The 14079-nt window shown below is 71.0% G+C and carries 14 protein-coding genes and 1 pseudogene; 9 read left to right on the forward strand and 6 right to left on the reverse strand.

Annotated elements, in window-relative coordinates; translation table 11 throughout:
• Positions 1-196 precede the first annotated feature (196 nt).
• Both ACFWBD_RS35110 and ACFWBD_RS35115 read left to right on the forward strand, forming a co-directional pair.
• The gene (locus ACFWBD_RS35110; protein WP_385676072.1) at positions 197-424 is read left to right on the forward strand and encodes a hypothetical protein; all 228 of its coding nucleotides are present in this window, start codon (positions 197-199) and stop codon (positions 422-424) included.
• Between the two features lie 137 nt (positions 425-561).
• Positions 562-1104 (forward strand): DUF1360 domain-containing protein, encoded by a 543-nt coding sequence (locus ACFWBD_RS35115; RefSeq protein WP_385676075.1) that lies wholly within the window; start codon positions 562-564, stop codon positions 1102-1104.
• 342 nt (positions 1105-1446) lie between these two features.
• Here ACFWBD_RS35115 and ACFWBD_RS35120 read toward each other — a convergent pair whose 3' ends face one another.
• Together ACFWBD_RS35120 and ACFWBD_RS35125 are read right to left on the reverse strand one after the other, a co-directional pair.
• Positions 1447-2922: a sensor histidine kinase gene (locus tag ACFWBD_RS35120; protein WP_385676145.1), complete on the reverse strand. Its 1476-nt coding sequence runs from the start codon at positions 2920-2922 to the stop codon at positions 1447-1449.
• 68 nt (positions 2923-2990) lie between these two features.
• Positions 2991-3740 carry a response regulator transcription factor gene (locus tag ACFWBD_RS35125; RefSeq protein WP_385676078.1) on the reverse strand — a complete coding sequence of 250 codons (750 nt, stop codon included), beginning with the start codon at positions 3738-3740 and terminating at the stop codon, positions 2991-2993.
• A gap of 246 nt (positions 3741-3986) precedes the next feature.
• On the opposite strand from ACFWBD_RS35125, the gene ACFWBD_RS35130 reads away from it, so the two are divergent.
• Entirely contained in the window at positions 3987-5339 is a 1353-nt protein-coding gene (locus ACFWBD_RS35130) for a ferric reductase-like transmembrane domain-containing protein (protein ID WP_385676081.1), read from the forward strand.
• A 7-nt stretch (positions 5340-5346) separates the two neighbouring features.
• The gene (locus ACFWBD_RS35135) at positions 5347-5841 is read left to right on the forward strand and encodes an FMN-binding protein (protein ID WP_385676085.1); all 495 of its coding nucleotides are present in this window, start codon (positions 5347-5349) and stop codon (positions 5839-5841) included.
• On the opposite strand, the gene ACFWBD_RS35140 is transcribed toward ACFWBD_RS35135, so the two are convergent.
• Positions 5796-6242, reverse strand: coding sequence for a hypothetical protein (locus ACFWBD_RS35140; protein WP_385676087.1), 447 nt, complete (start codon positions 6240-6242; stop codon positions 5796-5798). The two genes, ACFWBD_RS35135 and ACFWBD_RS35140, sit on opposite strands and share 46 nt — an antisense overlap.
• A 166-nt stretch (positions 6243-6408) precedes the next feature.
• Positions 6409-6993, reverse strand: coding sequence for a TerD family protein (locus tag ACFWBD_RS35145; RefSeq protein ID WP_385676090.1), 585 nt, complete (start codon positions 6991-6993; stop codon positions 6409-6411).
• A 246-nt stretch (positions 6994-7239) separates the two neighbouring features.
• On the opposite strand from ACFWBD_RS35145, the gene ACFWBD_RS35150 reads away from it, so the two are divergent.
• Together ACFWBD_RS35150 and ACFWBD_RS35155 are read left to right on the forward strand one after the other, a co-directional pair.
• Entirely contained in the window at positions 7240-8535 is a 1296-nt protein-coding gene (locus ACFWBD_RS35150; RefSeq protein WP_385676092.1) for a sensor histidine kinase, read from the forward strand.
• Positions 8532-9230, forward strand: coding sequence for a response regulator (locus tag ACFWBD_RS35155; RefSeq protein WP_385676095.1), 699 nt, complete (start codon positions 8532-8534; stop codon positions 9228-9230). Before ACFWBD_RS35150 ends, ACFWBD_RS35155 begins: the two co-directional genes overlap by 4 nt.
• A 29-nt stretch (positions 9231-9259) precedes the next feature.
• Here the strand turns inward: ACFWBD_RS35155 and ACFWBD_RS35160 are convergent.
• Positions 9260-9569, reverse strand: a pseudogene (locus tag ACFWBD_RS35160) (CNNM domain-containing protein); the annotation flags it as partial.
• 29 nt (positions 9570-9598) lie between these two features.
• Here ACFWBD_RS35160 and ACFWBD_RS35165 point away from each other — a divergent pair.
• The 3 genes from ACFWBD_RS35165 to ACFWBD_RS35175 all read left to right on the forward strand — a co-directional run bounded on the left by ACFWBD_RS35165 (position 9599) and on the right by ACFWBD_RS35175 (position 13389).
• Positions 9599-9820 carry a jacalin-like lectin gene (locus ACFWBD_RS35165; protein WP_385676098.1) on the forward strand — a complete coding sequence of 74 codons (222 nt, stop codon included), beginning with the start codon at positions 9599-9601 and terminating at the stop codon, positions 9818-9820.
• Positions 9821-10000: 180 nt separating this feature from the next.
• Complete coding sequence (locus ACFWBD_RS35170; protein ID WP_385676101.1) at positions 10001-11377, forward strand: glycoside hydrolase family 43 protein; 1377 nt, start codon at positions 10001-10003, stop codon at positions 11375-11377.
• A gap of 2 nt (positions 11378-11379) precedes the next feature.
• Positions 11380-13389 (forward strand): ricin-type beta-trefoil lectin domain protein, encoded by a 2010-nt coding sequence (locus ACFWBD_RS35175; protein WP_385676104.1) that lies wholly within the window; start codon positions 11380-11382, stop codon positions 13387-13389.
• Here the strand turns inward: ACFWBD_RS35175 and ACFWBD_RS35180 are convergent.
• Complete coding sequence (locus ACFWBD_RS35180; RefSeq protein ID WP_385676107.1) at positions 13309-14046, reverse strand: alcohol dehydrogenase catalytic domain-containing protein; 738 nt, start codon at positions 14044-14046, stop codon at positions 13309-13311. The genes ACFWBD_RS35175 and ACFWBD_RS35180 overlap by 81 nt on opposite strands.
• Positions 14047-14079: the final 33 nt, after the last annotated feature.

The raw sequence follows: 14079 nt of genomic DNA on the forward strand, positions 1-14079 counted from the left end.
ACTGTGCCTTTCCGTACGGAGTCGTCGTCCGCCGCCCGCTACGCGTACCCCTCCCCACGGCGGTACGCCTGCCGGGCGCGGCATCCGGGTTCCCGTGCGGGGTATCGCCGAGGAGGACTCCGACGATGATCTTGTTCACCACGGTGCGCGTGGCGTCCACGGTCCCGGCCACACCCAAGGCGCGATGATGGTCCAGATGCCGATCACACTGCGGCCCATGCCCGGTTGTGGACGCGCTCGCAGGGCGTGTCCGAAGCGGCTCGCGACGAGCTCCGAAGCGGGCGGCACGGACAGGGGCGACCGTGGCCGCTCGGCCCGGGTGGCCCCCGAGGCGGTGCTCCGGGCCGGCCGGACCGCCGACACGGCGGCGACCGCGGGCCATCCGGTCGCCGTCCTCATTCCCAAGGGCGAGACCGACGGCTGAGCGGGGCGGGCCGGCCTCGCCGGTTCGTTTGCCGTACGCCCTGGCGGGGACCCGGTTGCCCATGCACCGACGGGTCCAGGCAGGGCACGCGAGCGGCAGCAGGACGGACCGGCGCACGAGCGGGACTGGAGCAGCACATGGGCACAGCAGTTGACAACCGCCTCGCACGACGTCTGCACGGATTTCTCCGCAGCACGAAGCGAGACTATTCAGCGGGGTCCGAGCGGCCGCTGGGCGGCTATCTGACGGCCATGGCCGGATTCGGGGCGTACACAGCAGCCTGGGCGACGGCGGTACGGCTCCGTGGGTGCTCCCTGCCCGACCGGCCCGTGCCCTTCGACGTCGTGCTGACCTCGCTGGCCACCTTCCGGCTGAGCCGACTGCTGAGCAAGGCGGCGGTGACCAGTCCGCTGCGGGCCCCCTTCACACGGTACGTCGGCCCGCAGGGTCCGGCCGAACTGCATGAGGAGGCGCGGGCCGACGACGGCAATGACACCGTCGGAGAGCTGGTGACCTGCCCCTTCTGCATGAGCGTGTGGGTGGTCTCGACCCTGACCGCGGGCCAGCTGCTCTGGCCCCGCGCCACCCGCACCGCCATGGGCGGCCTTGCAGCCCTGGCCGGGGCGGACGCGCTGCAACTGGCGTACGCGGCGCTGGTGGACAAGAGCAACGGCAAGTGACTCCTGCTGCTTCGGCCCGGCCGCGACGGCGACGTGGGCTCCTGCCCAGCGACGAGCAGGCCCGCCACGGCGCTCTGTGCCGGCACGTGCCCACCCGCTTCCTCGGTGCGCACACGGCACGAGCCTCACACGCACGATCGCCATGGCCGAACCAGGCCGACTCCGCGATCTCCCTTGAGGCAACCAGCGGACCCGTGTACTCGGCGGTGTGACAGCAGAGACGCGCAACGGCCCTTGTGCGTGGGGCCGCACGGCCGGCTCCTCGGGACAGGGGCCGATCGGTCCTGGCGGCCGTGCGGTGCTGACGATGTGCTGGAAGTGGCGGGACGGGCCGCTGTCCGGTCACCCGTCGCCGGCGGGGATCCGTACCGTGAAGGTGGTCGAGCCGGGGACGCTTTCGAGGGCGACGCTGCCGCCGTGGGCCTCAGCCACCGCCGCCACGATCGACAGGCCGAGGCCGGTACCGGTACCGCTCTCCACGCCCTCCGTGCGGCGACGGTCCCCGTGGGTGAAGCGCTCGAAGACCCCGGGCTGGACGTCCGCGGCGACGCCGGGGCCGTCGTCGTGGACCTTGAGCACCGCGGTGCCGTCCTCGGTCTCCAGCGAGATGGTGATCGTGCTGCCGACGGGTGTGTGCAGGCGGGCGTTGGCCAGCAGGTTGGCCAGCACCTGATGGAGCCGGTGGGCGTCACCCGGCACTGTCACCGGCTCCTCGGACAGTTGCAGCGTCCAGCGGTGTCCGGGGCCCGCGGCCTGCGCGTCCGTCACCGCGTCCAGGACCAGACGGGTCAGGTCCACGGGCAGGCGCTCCAAGGGGCGGCCCGCGTCCAGGCGGGCGAGAAGCAGCAGGTCGTCGACCATCTCGCCCATGCGGGCCGCTTCGGCCTCGATGCGTTCCAGGGCCCGCGCCACCTTCTGCGGCACCGGGCCGGGGTGCAGCAGCGCCAGCTCCGCGTGGCCGCGGATCGACGCCACGGGCGTGCGCAGCTCGTGACTGGCGTCGGCGGCGAAACTGCGCAGCCGCTCTTCGCTCGCGTGCCGCTTGGTCAGCGCCTCCTCGACGTGGCCCAGCATCGTGTTGAACGCGTCGGCGACCCGTCCGACCTCACTGCGCGGGTCGGCCTCGGGCGCGCGCGGCCAAAGACCCACCTCGCCGCTGGAAAGCGGTAGCCGGCTGACCTTCGTGGCGGTCGCGGCCACCCTGCTCAGCGGTCGTAGCGACCAGCGCACCCACAGCGCTCCCGCGAAGCCGGCCACGGCGAGCGCGGCGCCGAAGACGACCGCGGCGACCAGTTCCAGCCGGTGGACGGTGGCCTCGACGGGCTCGGTGGGCAGCCCGGTGATCAGGACATCACCGTCCCTGCCCCGGACCGCCATCACGCGATAGTCGTCCAGCGCGGAGAGATCGATCGTATGGCCCCTGCCGTCGGCCGGCACCGTGGCGAGCGTTTCCCTGTCCGCGGCCGCGAGTGGAACGTTCTGTGCGCCCGCGCCCGTACTGGAACCCACCACCGCGGCGTTGGTGACCGTGTCGCCGACGAGCCGGGCTCCGAAGGTGCCGACGGTCTGACGGCGGGTGTCGCCATCGCCGTCCTCGTCGCCCTTCCGGGACTGGGGGAGGTCCGAGGGCCGGGTCCCGCCGTGCTCCAGGCTCGCCGGGAAGCGTTCGCCCGTCTCACGCAGCTGTTGGTCGAGGCGGCCGGTGAGGAAGCCGTTGAGCTCCACCACCGCTGCCACCCCGACGGCCGCGCAGCTGACCGCGAGCAGCACGACGAGGCCGGCCGTAAGCCGCGCCCGCAGTGTGTGCGGCCGAGGCAGCCGGGCCGGCCACCGCCTCGCCCCGCGCCGGAGCGGACCGCGTGCGAGGCGCTCTCGCAGCCCTGTCCTCACCGCGCCACCGGCTTGAGCACGTATCCGGCGCCCCGCACCGTGTGGATCATGGGCGGGCGGCCCGCGTCCACCTTCTTGCGCAGGTAGGAGATGTACAGCTCGACGACATGGGCCTGCCCGCCGAAGTCGTAGGACCACACACGGTCGAGGATCTGTGCCTTGCTGAGGACGCGTCGCGGGTTGCGCATGAGGAAGCGGAGCAGTTCGAACTCCGTCGGGGACAGCTCGACGAGCTCGCCGCCACGGGTGACCTCGCGGGCCTCCTCGTCCATGACCAGGTCACCGACGGTCAGCCGCGGCCCGTCCTCCGACTGGCGGGCCATGCCGGCCCGGCGCAGCAGTCCGCGCAGGCGGGCGACGACCTCCTCCAGGCTGAAGGGTTTCGTCACGTAGTCGTCGCCGCCCGCCGTGATGCCCGCGATGCGGTCCTCGACCGCGTCTCTGGCGGTCAGGAAGAGCACACACACGTCGGGGCGTACGGCCCGCAGCGAGCGCAGCACGGCGAAGCCGTCGGTGTCCGGGAGCATGACGTCGAGGACGATGGCGTCGGGCAGCAGCTCGCGTGCCTCGGCGACGGCGGAGACGCCGTCGCCCGCCGTGCGGACCTGCCAGCCGTCGTAGCGCAGGGCGCCGGAGAGAACCTCGGCGAGGTCGGGGTCGTCGTCGACGACGAGGACCCGGAGCGGGGCGCCGTCGGTCCGGGTCAGCACGGGGCGGCCGGGGCCGCGGGGGCGGGAAGTGTTCATCTCGGTTACCAGGATGCGGTCTCGCCGCGTCGTGAGCTGCCTTCCCAACCTCTGAGTTCGCTCTGAGTCGGCTCTGAGTCCGCCGTGCCGCCGGCCGGCGCCGATCGGCTGGGCGGCCCTCCCCACCTGCGGCGGGGCCGCGTCACCCCACCGGTCACTGAGAGCGGGCTCAGAGGTTGCGTCGGCACAGTGTCGTCGCGGACGGCCGAAGAACGGGGTCGTGAGGACAGCCGAAGGGACATGTGGATGACGACGGCCTACGCGCGACGAAGGGTGGCCCCGGCGCCTCCCGCACCACGGCGCTCTCCCGTCGGCCCGGTGCTCGCCGTCCTGTGGGGCGGTGCCGCCGCCGTGGTCGCCCTGTGGTGGCACGATACGGGGTCGGTCGTGGGCGCCTCGGGCTGGCTGACGGGGGCCGGGCGGATCGCGGGACTGCTGTGCGGGTACGCCTGCGCCGTCCTCGTCGCCCTGATGGCCCGCGTCCCGCTCCTCGAGCTGCGGGTCGGGGCGGACCGGGTGACGCGCTGGCACGCGATGGCGGGCCGCTACACGGTCTGTCTGCTGGTCGCGCACGTCGTGCTGATCCTGGTCGGGTACGCCGCCCAGGACGGTTCCTCGATCGTGGACGAGACGCTCACCGTGGTCCTGGACTACCCGGAGATGCTCAAGGCCACCGCCGGGACCGTCATCCTGATCGCGGTCGGGATCGTCTCGGCCCGCGCGGTACGCCACCGGGTCAGCCACGAGTTCTGGTTCTACACGCACCTGCTGACGTACGCCGCGGTCTTCCTCGCCTTCGGCCACCAGCTGGCCCTGGGGTCCGACCTCGTCGGCAGCCGGCCTGTTCAGGCCGCCTGGTACGCCTTGTACCTGGGCGTCGCGGCCCTGGTGGTGTGGTTCCGGATCCTCGCTCCGGTGCGGCTGAACCTGCGGCACCGGTTGCGGGTGGACTCGGTGCACCGGGAGGCGCCGGGTGTGTACTCCGTCGTCGTCCGCGGCCGACGGCTGGCCGAGATGGGCGCGCGGCCGGGGCAGTTCCTGCGCTGGCGGTTCCTCACCGAGGGCATGCGCTGGACCTCCACGCCGTACTCCCTGTCGGCGCCGCCGCGCCCGGACCTGCTGCGCATCACCGTCAAGGCACTGGGCGACCACAGTGCCGCCGTCGGCCTGCTGCGGCCGGGCACCCGCGTGTGGGCGGAGGGGCCGTACGGGGCATTGACCGCGGACCGGCAGAGCGCGCACAAGTCCCTGCTGATCGCGGGCGGCGTCGGCATCACCCCGCTGCGGGCCCTGTTCGAGACGCTGCCCGGCGACGTCACCCTCCTCTACCGCGCCCGCTCGGCCGAGGACCTCGCGCTGGGCGGCGAGTTGGAGACCGTCGCGCGGTGGCGCGGGGCGAAGGTCCACTACGCGCTCAACGGTCCGCACGGCCGACGCCCCGACCTCACTGCCCAGACCCTGCGAGCGGCCGTACCCGACCTGGCCGCCCACGACGTGTACCTGTGCGGCCCGCACGGGTTCGCGCAGGACCTGTACGAGGCACTGCGCGGCGCCGGGGTCCCGGACAGCCGTATCCACCACGAGTCCTTCGAGCTGTGAGGCCGTCTTGCACACGTTGAAGAAGAACCGTCCGCTGCGCCGCGTCGTGCTGGCGAGCGCCGCGACCGTCTCCGGGATGGTGCTGCTGCTGTCGCTGAAGCCGCACACGACGCCGGCCGTCGCCGGGTCGGTGTCCTCCCCCGCGCCCTCCAGCAGCTCCAGCACGTCGAGCGGAACGACCGGGTCGGGCGGATCGACCGGGTCGGGCGGATCCGCCGCCACGGGAACCAAGACCCTCACCGGGGACTCCGTCCAGACCCGCTGGGGCCCCGTCCAGGTCCGCGTCACGCTGAAGGACGGAAAGCTCACCGACGTCACCGCGGTCACCTACCCCCAGGAGAACCCCAGGGACCAGCAGATCAACGCGTATGCCATCCCGCAGCTGACCCGAGAGGCGCTCACGGCTCAGAGCGCGGACATCGACACCGTCTCAGGAGCCACGTACACGAGTGACGGCTACCGCCAGTCGCTCCAGTCGGCACTGGACTCCGCGAGCGGCTGAACGCCTGGCCCTGCCCCTGCCCCTGCCCCTGCGGCGACGGCGATCGGCCCGGCCGGGCCCGGCGCGAAGCGCCGCGCGATCCACAGCGGTACCCCCTCTGCCCGGGCTCGGTCCGCCAGGGCGGCCACCTGGGCGGACCCACCGCACTGCCGCACCGCCAGCTCGCCCGGCTTGCGGGCGAACTCGGCGGCCTGTCGGGCCCTCACCGGCGTCGCGGTGCCCGTGACGCGGGTCACCGGCACCACCCCTGTGCCCTCCGCCAGCCGCTCCAGCGGGCGCTCCGTCCCACCGCCTCCGAGCCAGCACCCTCGCTGGAACACGTCGGCCATGGCGGCGAGGTTCAGCTCGCTCAGCGGCGTGGTCCTGCCGCCATTGCGCAGGTGGACCTCGGTCAGTTCCACGGTCCGGGCGAGCGGGTTCCACGACCGTTCGCCCTAGAGCAACCGGCTCACAACTACCCCCGTATTCACGCAGTCGGCTCAGCGGAGCTGACCTTCACACACCCCGGCACAGCCCCGTCACGGGGGTGGCCCGTCCAGAAACGCTCCGGTGCGGTCGCGGTAGGTGCTACTTGCTGACGGCGAAACGCATCAGGGCGTGTTCGTCGCCCTGCTTGACCTTGCCCGTCACATTGATCACTTCGAGTTTCCAGCTGCCGCCGACCCGCAGCGCCTTCGCCACGGCGCAACCGTTGTCCTGCGTGAGCAGGCTCGGCCAGATGTCGGCGACCTGCTGGGAGTTGCCACCGGTCGCGTCATAGACCTTGAAACTGATGTTGCGCGCCTTCTGGAAAGAGCTGCCCTTCTTGTACGCGGCGGCGACGAACACGATCGACGTGATGTTGGACGGTATTCGGGCGAACTCGACGGTCACCGTCTCGTCGTCCCCGTCTCCGTGCCCGGTCTGGTTGTCGCCGCTGTGTACCAGCGCGCCGTTGCCCATGGGGTCGAGTGAGTCGAGACCCGCGAGGCGCACCGGATCCCCGCCCTGCATCGCGACGGCGATCAGGTCGAGGTCGGTACCGGTCTTACGGCGCAGCCTGCCCAGCACCCCGCCACTGCTGCCGGCGGTGGGATCCCAGGAAACCCCGATGGAGAGGTGGGTCACTCCGTCCAGGTCGGCCGGGCCGTCTTCTTTCGTGAGGGTGATCATCTGTGGCTCATCCTTTTGGCTCAAGGGGACTACAACACGCAGAGTGTGCCTGGTGCCTTCCTGGTTCCACGTGAGGGGTCCCCTCCGGCCGGGCCACGTCCTTGGCCCGAGCCGTTTCCGGTCCTCCGTCGGAACGAGGGCCCGGCGGTGTCCTCCTTGAGAAGTAGGCGACCGGCGTAGGAGGTGCGCCGGAAGTGATCTCCGGGACGGATCCCACGAGGGCGGGGCGGCGGTGAGAATGTGCCGGTGACGAACGAGACGACCGCGGTGGACCGGCTACGAGAGGCAGCCCGCCGTGCGCTGCGCCCGACCGGGCCGGCTCCGCGCCTCACCCGGCGGGGCCGGCAGTTCGACCTGACGGTGGCGGCGGCCTTCGCCGTCACCACCGTGTACTACGCCGTCGACGTCACGAACCATCAGGTGCGCGAGGTCCTCCCCGGTGTGGAGAAGGTGGTCCAACCGTCGGGAACGGACGCCGCGGTCGCCCTGAGCGCCCTGGCGCTCGTCACCTCCGGTGCCCTGATACAGCGCCGCCGCTACCCGCTCGGCGTGCTGTGCGTGGTGGCCTGCCTGGCGCTGCTCACCCCTCAGGACGTCGCGCGGCTGACCTTCTACCCCCTGGTCGTCGCCGTCTACAGCGCCGCGGCCTACAGCCCGTACCGGATTCCCACCCTGGTGGCCGTTCCGACGGCGGTCCTCCTGGTCTACACGTCGGGCACCTCGACCACCCACGTCTACCCGTACCAGCCGGGCATCGTCCCGAACGAGTACGTGGTCCTGTGGATCCTCGGGCCGCTGGCGATGGCCGCCAACGGCCTGCGCACCTGGCGGGTGCGCACCGACGAGGGCCGCGCGCGGCTGACCGCCGTGGAACAGGAGCAGGCCGAGGCGCTGCGCCGTGCCGTCGCCGAGGAACGCGCCAGAATCGCCCGCGAACTGCACGACGTCGTCACCCACAACGTCAGTGTCATGGTCATCCAGGCCGGCGCCGCCCGCAGGGTCATGAGAGCCGTCCCCGACGAGGCCGACGAGGCACTGCTCGCCGTCGAGGCGAGCGGTCGGGCGGCCATGACCGATCTGCGTCACGTCATGGGCCTGCTCACCATGGACAGCGGCAGCCAGAACGCGGACCGCGCCGAGAAACTGACCCCGCAGCCAGGTCTGGAACAGCTGGAGACTCTCGTCGGACGGGTCCGGGACACCGGCCTGCCGGTCGACCTCGAGATCACCGGAGCGGCCCGCCCCGTACCGCCCGGCATCGGGCTCACCGCCTACCGCGTGGTTCAGGAGGCGCTGACCAACACGGTCAAACACGCCTCCGGGGCGCACGCCACCGTGTCCGTCGAGTACGCCCCCGGCCGGCTCCGGGTGGAAGTCTCCGACACCGGTGGCCCTCCCGGGCCCGGCGCTGCCACCGGGAACGGCCGCGGACTGCTCGGCCTGCGCGAGCGCCTCTCCGTCTACGACGGAACCCTGGACACCGGCCGGCGCCTCACCGGCGGCTACCGTGTCGAGGCACTCATCCCTCTGGAGGCACCGTGACAGAGCCGCCGCCGCGCGTGGTGCTCGCCGACGACCAGACCCTTGTCCGCACCGGATTCCGGATGATCCTGCGCTCCGACGGCATCGAGGTCGTGGGCGAGGCCACCAACGGGTCCGAAGCCGTCGACGCGGTCCGCCGTACCCGGCCCGACGTGGTTTTGATGGACGTCCGGATGCCGGAGATGGACGGCCTGGAGGCCACCCGTCGCATCCTCACCGGCGCCCCGGGCGAGCCCCGCGTGATCATCCTGACCACCTTCGACCTCGACGAGTACGTCTACGCGGCGCTGTCCGCGGGCGCCAGCGGCTTTCTGCTCAAGGACGTCACTCCCGAGCAGCTGATCTCCGCCGTCCGCACGGTCCGCTCCGGCGACGCCCTGCTGGCACCGGCCGTCACCCGGCGCCTGGTCGAACGGTTCACGCAACAGGGGAGCCGGAACGCGATCCACCGCGATCTCGCCTCGCTGACCTCACGCGAACGCGAGGTCCTGGGTCTGGTGGCCCGAGGACTCAGCAATGCCGAAGTCGCCGACCGTCTGCACCTGGCCGAAACGACGGTCAAGACCCATGTCTCCCGCGTCCTCGGCAAGCTCCAACTGCGTGACCGCGTCCAGGCCGTCATCGCCGCCTACGAGACCGGGCTGGTCAGCGTGGGTGGGCAGGAACCCGCACAGCCGACCGTCGAACACCCGTGAGGCGTGCCGACGGTCACCGGATTTCCTGGTCTCGCTGATCAGCCCGAGCCGCTCCGGCTCCTCGATGAGGTGGGTGAGCTGCTCGCGGCCGTGGGCGGCGGCCGGCTCGTCGCGTGGCGTCACGCGGCACGGTCGTACCAGGGCGTCGCTCACCTTGTTCAGCAGCCCGATGACCGGCCGTACGACCTTCACCACTCCCCGGAACGCGGGCCAGAGCAGCGTCGCCGCTCGCTCCGGGTGGGCGATGGCCCAGGACTTGGGGACCATCTCGCCGACCAGCATGTGCAGGAAGACGACCACGATCATCGCCACGGCGAACGCGATCGCGTAGCTCACGGCGTCTTCACTCACGCCGGGCAGCGGTGAGTATGCGACGACGACGGCGCACCTGTGCCAGGGCGTGGAAGGACGACCACACGCGGATCTTCTACGCGAGGTTCACGGCCAAATTCGGCCGTACCCCGGCCGGCAGGACCACCACCTCGGACTGCGTGACCCGCACCGCCCCGACCGGCCGGCAGATCGCCGGATTCCACGGGCGCGCCGGCGAAGAGGTCGACAAGATCGGCTTCATCCGCACCCGGCGCTGAGCCACCCGTTTCGGGGCGGCATGTGCTCCCGCGCCTCCCCGGAGCGCACAGGAACCACAAAAGACTGACAAGACGATTGACGCGCCCATGACCAGGCCCTACTTTCTGATCGATTTATCGAACTTCGTTCGAAATACCGGTCGTTTAGGTGTCCCCCGCACGCCCACCTTGGAGTACGAGATGAGCGCAAACCCCCACCTGTCCCGGCGCGGCCTCCTGGGCATGACCGCCGCCGTGCCGCTCGCCCTGACGCTCGGCGCGGGCACAGCGCACGCCGCCGACTCGGCGTACGCGATGGTCTACTTCACCGAGTCGACCAATCTCGGCGACGGCACCGACTACGGCCTGCACCTAGCCGTCAGCCCCGACGGACTCAACTGGACGCCGCTCAACCAGAACAACCCCCTGGTCACCCCCACCGCCGGCGCGCTGGGCCTGCGCGACCCGTTCCTGATGCGCAAGCAGGACGGCACGTTCGTCGTGCTCGCCACGGACCTCAAGGGCACCGACTGGAGTTACAACAGCCAGTACATCCACGTCTGGGACTCCGCCGACCTGCGCACCTTCACCGGCTACCGGCGCCTCAAGCTCCACGACATGACCACCCACAGCTGGGCACCCGAGGCATTCTGGGACGCGGGCCGGGGCAAGTACGCGGTCATCTACTCCGCGGTCAACGACAGCGGCCACAACGTGATCATGGTCAACTACACGAGTGACTTCGTCACCGCCTCGGCGCCGCAGGTCTTCTTCGACCCCGGCTACGACGTCATCGACGGTGACATGGCCGTGGGTGTGAGCGGCTACAACTACCTGTACTTCAAGAAGGACCAGACGCTGGTGAGCGCCCGGTCCACCTCTCTGGACCCGGGCAGCTTCACAGAGTTCAGCACGGGTGTGGCACACGGCGGCACCGAGGCCCCGACTCTCGTCAAGTCCCTGGCCTCCGGCAACTGGTGGCTGTGGGGAGACACGTACACGCCGAACGGCGTCTTCTACGCCTGGCAGTCCGGCAGCCCGGCCTCCGGCACCTGGACGGCCCTGGACCAGAAGACCTACACCCAGCCGGTCAACTCCAAGCACTGCGGCATCACGACGATCACCACGGCCGAGTACGACAACCTGCTCGCCAAGTGGGGCTCGCCGGCCTGGAACCGTCTCAAGTCCTACAACTACCCGGCCCGTTACGTCCGCCACTCCAACTACGCGGCCCGGATCGACGAGTACCCGATCGAGCCGTACAAGGACTCCCTGTGGACCATCGTCCCGGGTCTCGCCGACAGCACCGGGGTCTCCTTCCAGTCGGTCAACTACCCCACCCGCTATCTGCGGCACTACAACTACGCGCTCCAACTGGACGTGAATGACGGCACATCCACGTTCGCCGGCGACGCGACCTTCTACCGCACGGCGGGCCTCGCGGACACGAGCTGGGCGTCGTTCCGCTCCTACAACAATCCAACCCGATACATCCGGCACTCCAACTACGTCCTGCGCGTCGACCCGATCTCCACCACCACGGAACAGCAGGACGCGACCTTCCGCGTCGGATACTGATCATGGAAGGCACCCCCATGTCGGACACCTCCGCTCGCGGCTGGGCCAGACGCATCACCGTGCGCGTCCTCGCCCTCACCCTGGTCGGCCTGACGGCCCTGGCCGGCCACGAGACCTCGGCACCGCTGTCCGCCGAGCCGGCCGCGGTCAGCACCACGCAGGCCGCCGTCACCCCGCCGTCGATGGGCTGGGCGTCCTGGAACAGTTTCGCCAGCAGTATCGACTCCGACGTCATCAAGCAGCAGACCGACGCCCTGGTCTCCTCCGGCATGACGGCAGCCGGCTACCAGTACGTCAACCTCGACGACGGCTGGTGGCAGGGCGACCGCGACGCGGACGGCAGCATCGCCGTCGACGCGGATCTGTGGCCGAGCGGAATGAAGGCCGTCGCCGACTACATCCACAGCAAGGGTCTGAAGGCCGGCATCTACACCGACGCCGGCAAGAACGGCTGTGGCTACTACTACCCCACCACCCGCCCCGCCGCCCCCGGCACCGGCATGGAGGGCCACTACCAGCAGGACCTGGAGACCTTCCAGCGCTGGGGCTTCGACTACGTCAAGATCGACTGGTGCGGCGGCCGGGTGGAGGGCCTGGACCAGGAGACGACGTACAAGGCGATCGCCGCCGCCAACGAGGCCGCCACCGCCGTCACCGGCCACGAGCTGGTGCTGTCCTTGTGTGAATGGGGCAGCGGACTGCCGTGGAACTGGGCCACCGGTTACGGCGATCTGTGGCGCACCAGCACCGACGTCATCCTGTGGGGCCAGACCCCGACCACCGGCATGATGCTCACCAACTTCGACCGGGGCCTGCACCCGGCCGCCCAGCACACCGGGTACTACAACGACCCCGACATGCTGATGGTCGGCATGAGCGGCCTGACGGAAGCCCAGAACCGGCTGCACATGGGTCTGTGGGCGATCTCCGGCGCCCCGCTGCTGGCCGGGAACAACCTGGCCACGATGAGCACCACCACCCGCGACATCCTCACCAACCGCGAGGTCATCGCCATCGACCAGGACCCGCGCGGGCTACAGGGCGTCAAGGTCGCCGAGGACACCCGAAACCTGCAGGTGTACGGCAAGGTCCTGGCCGGCACGGGCAAGCGCGCGGTGCTGCTGCTCAACCGCACCTCCTCGTCGGCGTCCATGACGGTGCGCTGGGCCGACCTCGGCCTGACCAGCGCCACCGCGTCGGTCCGAAACGCCTGGACGGGCACCAGCACCGGCTCCTACGCCACGAGTTACTCCACCACAGTCCCGGCGAACGACGCCGTCCTGCTCACCGTCTCCGGCACCGAGACGACCGGATCGACCTACGAGGACACCACCACGGCCACCACGCCCGCCTTCGGCGCCGTGACGACCGGCGTGGCCGGCACCAAGCTGGTGGACATCACCTACGCCAACGGCGGGACCACCGCACGCACGGCGACCATCCAGGTCAACGGCCAGTACACGTCGGTGGTCGCCTTCCCGCCGACCGGCTCGGCCACGACGTACCGGACCGTGTCCGTACTCGCCCACCTCGCCAAGGGCGCCAACAGCGTGCGCTTCGCAGCGGTCTCCGGCAGCACCGCGCCCGACATCGACGCAATCCGCGTCCAGGACCTCCCCGGCACCAACGGCGTCGCCCTGGTCGGCGCCGCCTCGCACCGCTGCGCGGGCCTGGAGAAGAACACCATCAGCGACGGCGCCCAGGCCATCCTGTGGGACTGCTTCGGCGGGCGGAACGAGACCTTCACGCAGACCTCACGCGGCGAGCTCGTCGTGTACGGCAACAAATGCCTGGACGCCGACGGCAGTGGCACCGCCAACGGCACCAAGGTCATCATCTGGAGCTGCACCGGCGGCACCAACCAGAAGTGGACCGTCCACTCCGACGGCACGATCACCAACGACCCGTCGGGACTGTGCCTCGACGCCGCGTCAGCGGCGACCGCCAACGGCACCAAGCTGCTCCTGTGGACCTGCAACGGCCAGACCAACCAGCAGTGGACCCTCAACTGACCTGACCTGCGCCGCCTCACCGCCCGTCTCCGGGCCGGCCGTCGAGCCGGTCCCGGAGGCGGGCGGTGACGTTGTCGTCTGCCGGGCGGGACCACCGGCAATCCGTGAGGGGACGGCCGGATCGCCGAGGCGTCGTCGCGGCCGGGGTCGGGCAGGCGGACGAGGACGGCGCGGGTGCGCCCTTCCGACACGGCCGTCCACGGAGCGGGGTGGCTCGAGTACGCCCGCGAACGCGCCTGCGGACGTGATCGGCGTCCCGCCGAGCACGTCGTCACCGACGAGCAGCCGGTTGACGCGGTCGCCGACCGTCTCGACGACGCCCGCGAAGTCATGCCCATCGCGCGCGGGAGGCGCCGACCGGTCATCTGCTCGAGGGCGTCCACCGCCGCGTCGACGCCTCCGGTGGCGCGTACGCCGCCGGGACGGTCGAGGCCCGCGGCGACCGTGGGGGTCCGCTCGGGCGCCACGCCGAACGCCGGCGCGGCCTCGGCCGGCTCCGTGCCGAACAGGTCGGTCGCGGCGGTCACACCGCCGGGCTCGACCTTGATCACGGTCTTCACCGTGCTCATCTCCGTCGCGCTCGGGACGCCGTTCACCGTCGCAGAAGCGATGGGAGGCGCGGTCGTGCTCGGCGGGGTCGCGATGACCGACGCCCAAGCCTTCCGTGGTGGCAAGGCACGAAGTGATGCC

It is taken from the genome of Streptomyces sp. NPDC060002 (assembly GCF_042737245.1).
In the GTDB taxonomy this organism is placed as follows: Bacteria; Actinomycetota; Actinomycetes; order Streptomycetales; family Streptomycetaceae; genus Streptomyces.

Excerpts from the sequence above, each read along its gene's own strand:
- ACFWBD_RS35110 (WP_385676072.1), top strand. The coding sequence starts at position 197 with ATGCCGATCACACTGCGGCCCATGCCCGGTTGTGGACGCGCTCGCAGG.
- ACFWBD_RS35115 (WP_385676075.1), top strand. The coding sequence starts at position 562 with ATGGGCACAGCAGTTGACAACCGCCTCGCACGACGTCTGCACGGATTT.
- ACFWBD_RS35125 (WP_385676078.1), bottom strand. The coding sequence starts at position 3,740 with ATGAACACTTCCCGCCCCCGCGGCCCCGGCCGCCCCGTGCTGACCCGG.
- ACFWBD_RS35130 (WP_385676081.1), top strand. The coding sequence starts at position 3,987 with ATGACGACGGCCTACGCGCGACGAAGGGTGGCCCCGGCGCCTCCCGCA.
- ACFWBD_RS35145 (WP_385676090.1), bottom strand. The coding sequence starts at position 6,993 with ATGATCACCCTCACGAAAGAAGACGGCCCGGCCGACCTGGACGGAGTG.
- ACFWBD_RS35165 (WP_385676098.1), top strand. The coding sequence starts at position 9,599 with ATGCGACGACGACGGCGCACCTGTGCCAGGGCGTGGAAGGACGACCAC.
- ACFWBD_RS35170 (WP_385676101.1), top strand. The coding sequence starts at position 10,001 with ATGAGCGCAAACCCCCACCTGTCCCGGCGCGGCCTCCTGGGCATGACC.
- ACFWBD_RS35175 (WP_385676104.1), top strand. The coding sequence starts at position 11,380 with ATGGAAGGCACCCCCATGTCGGACACCTCCGCTCGCGGCTGGGCCAGA.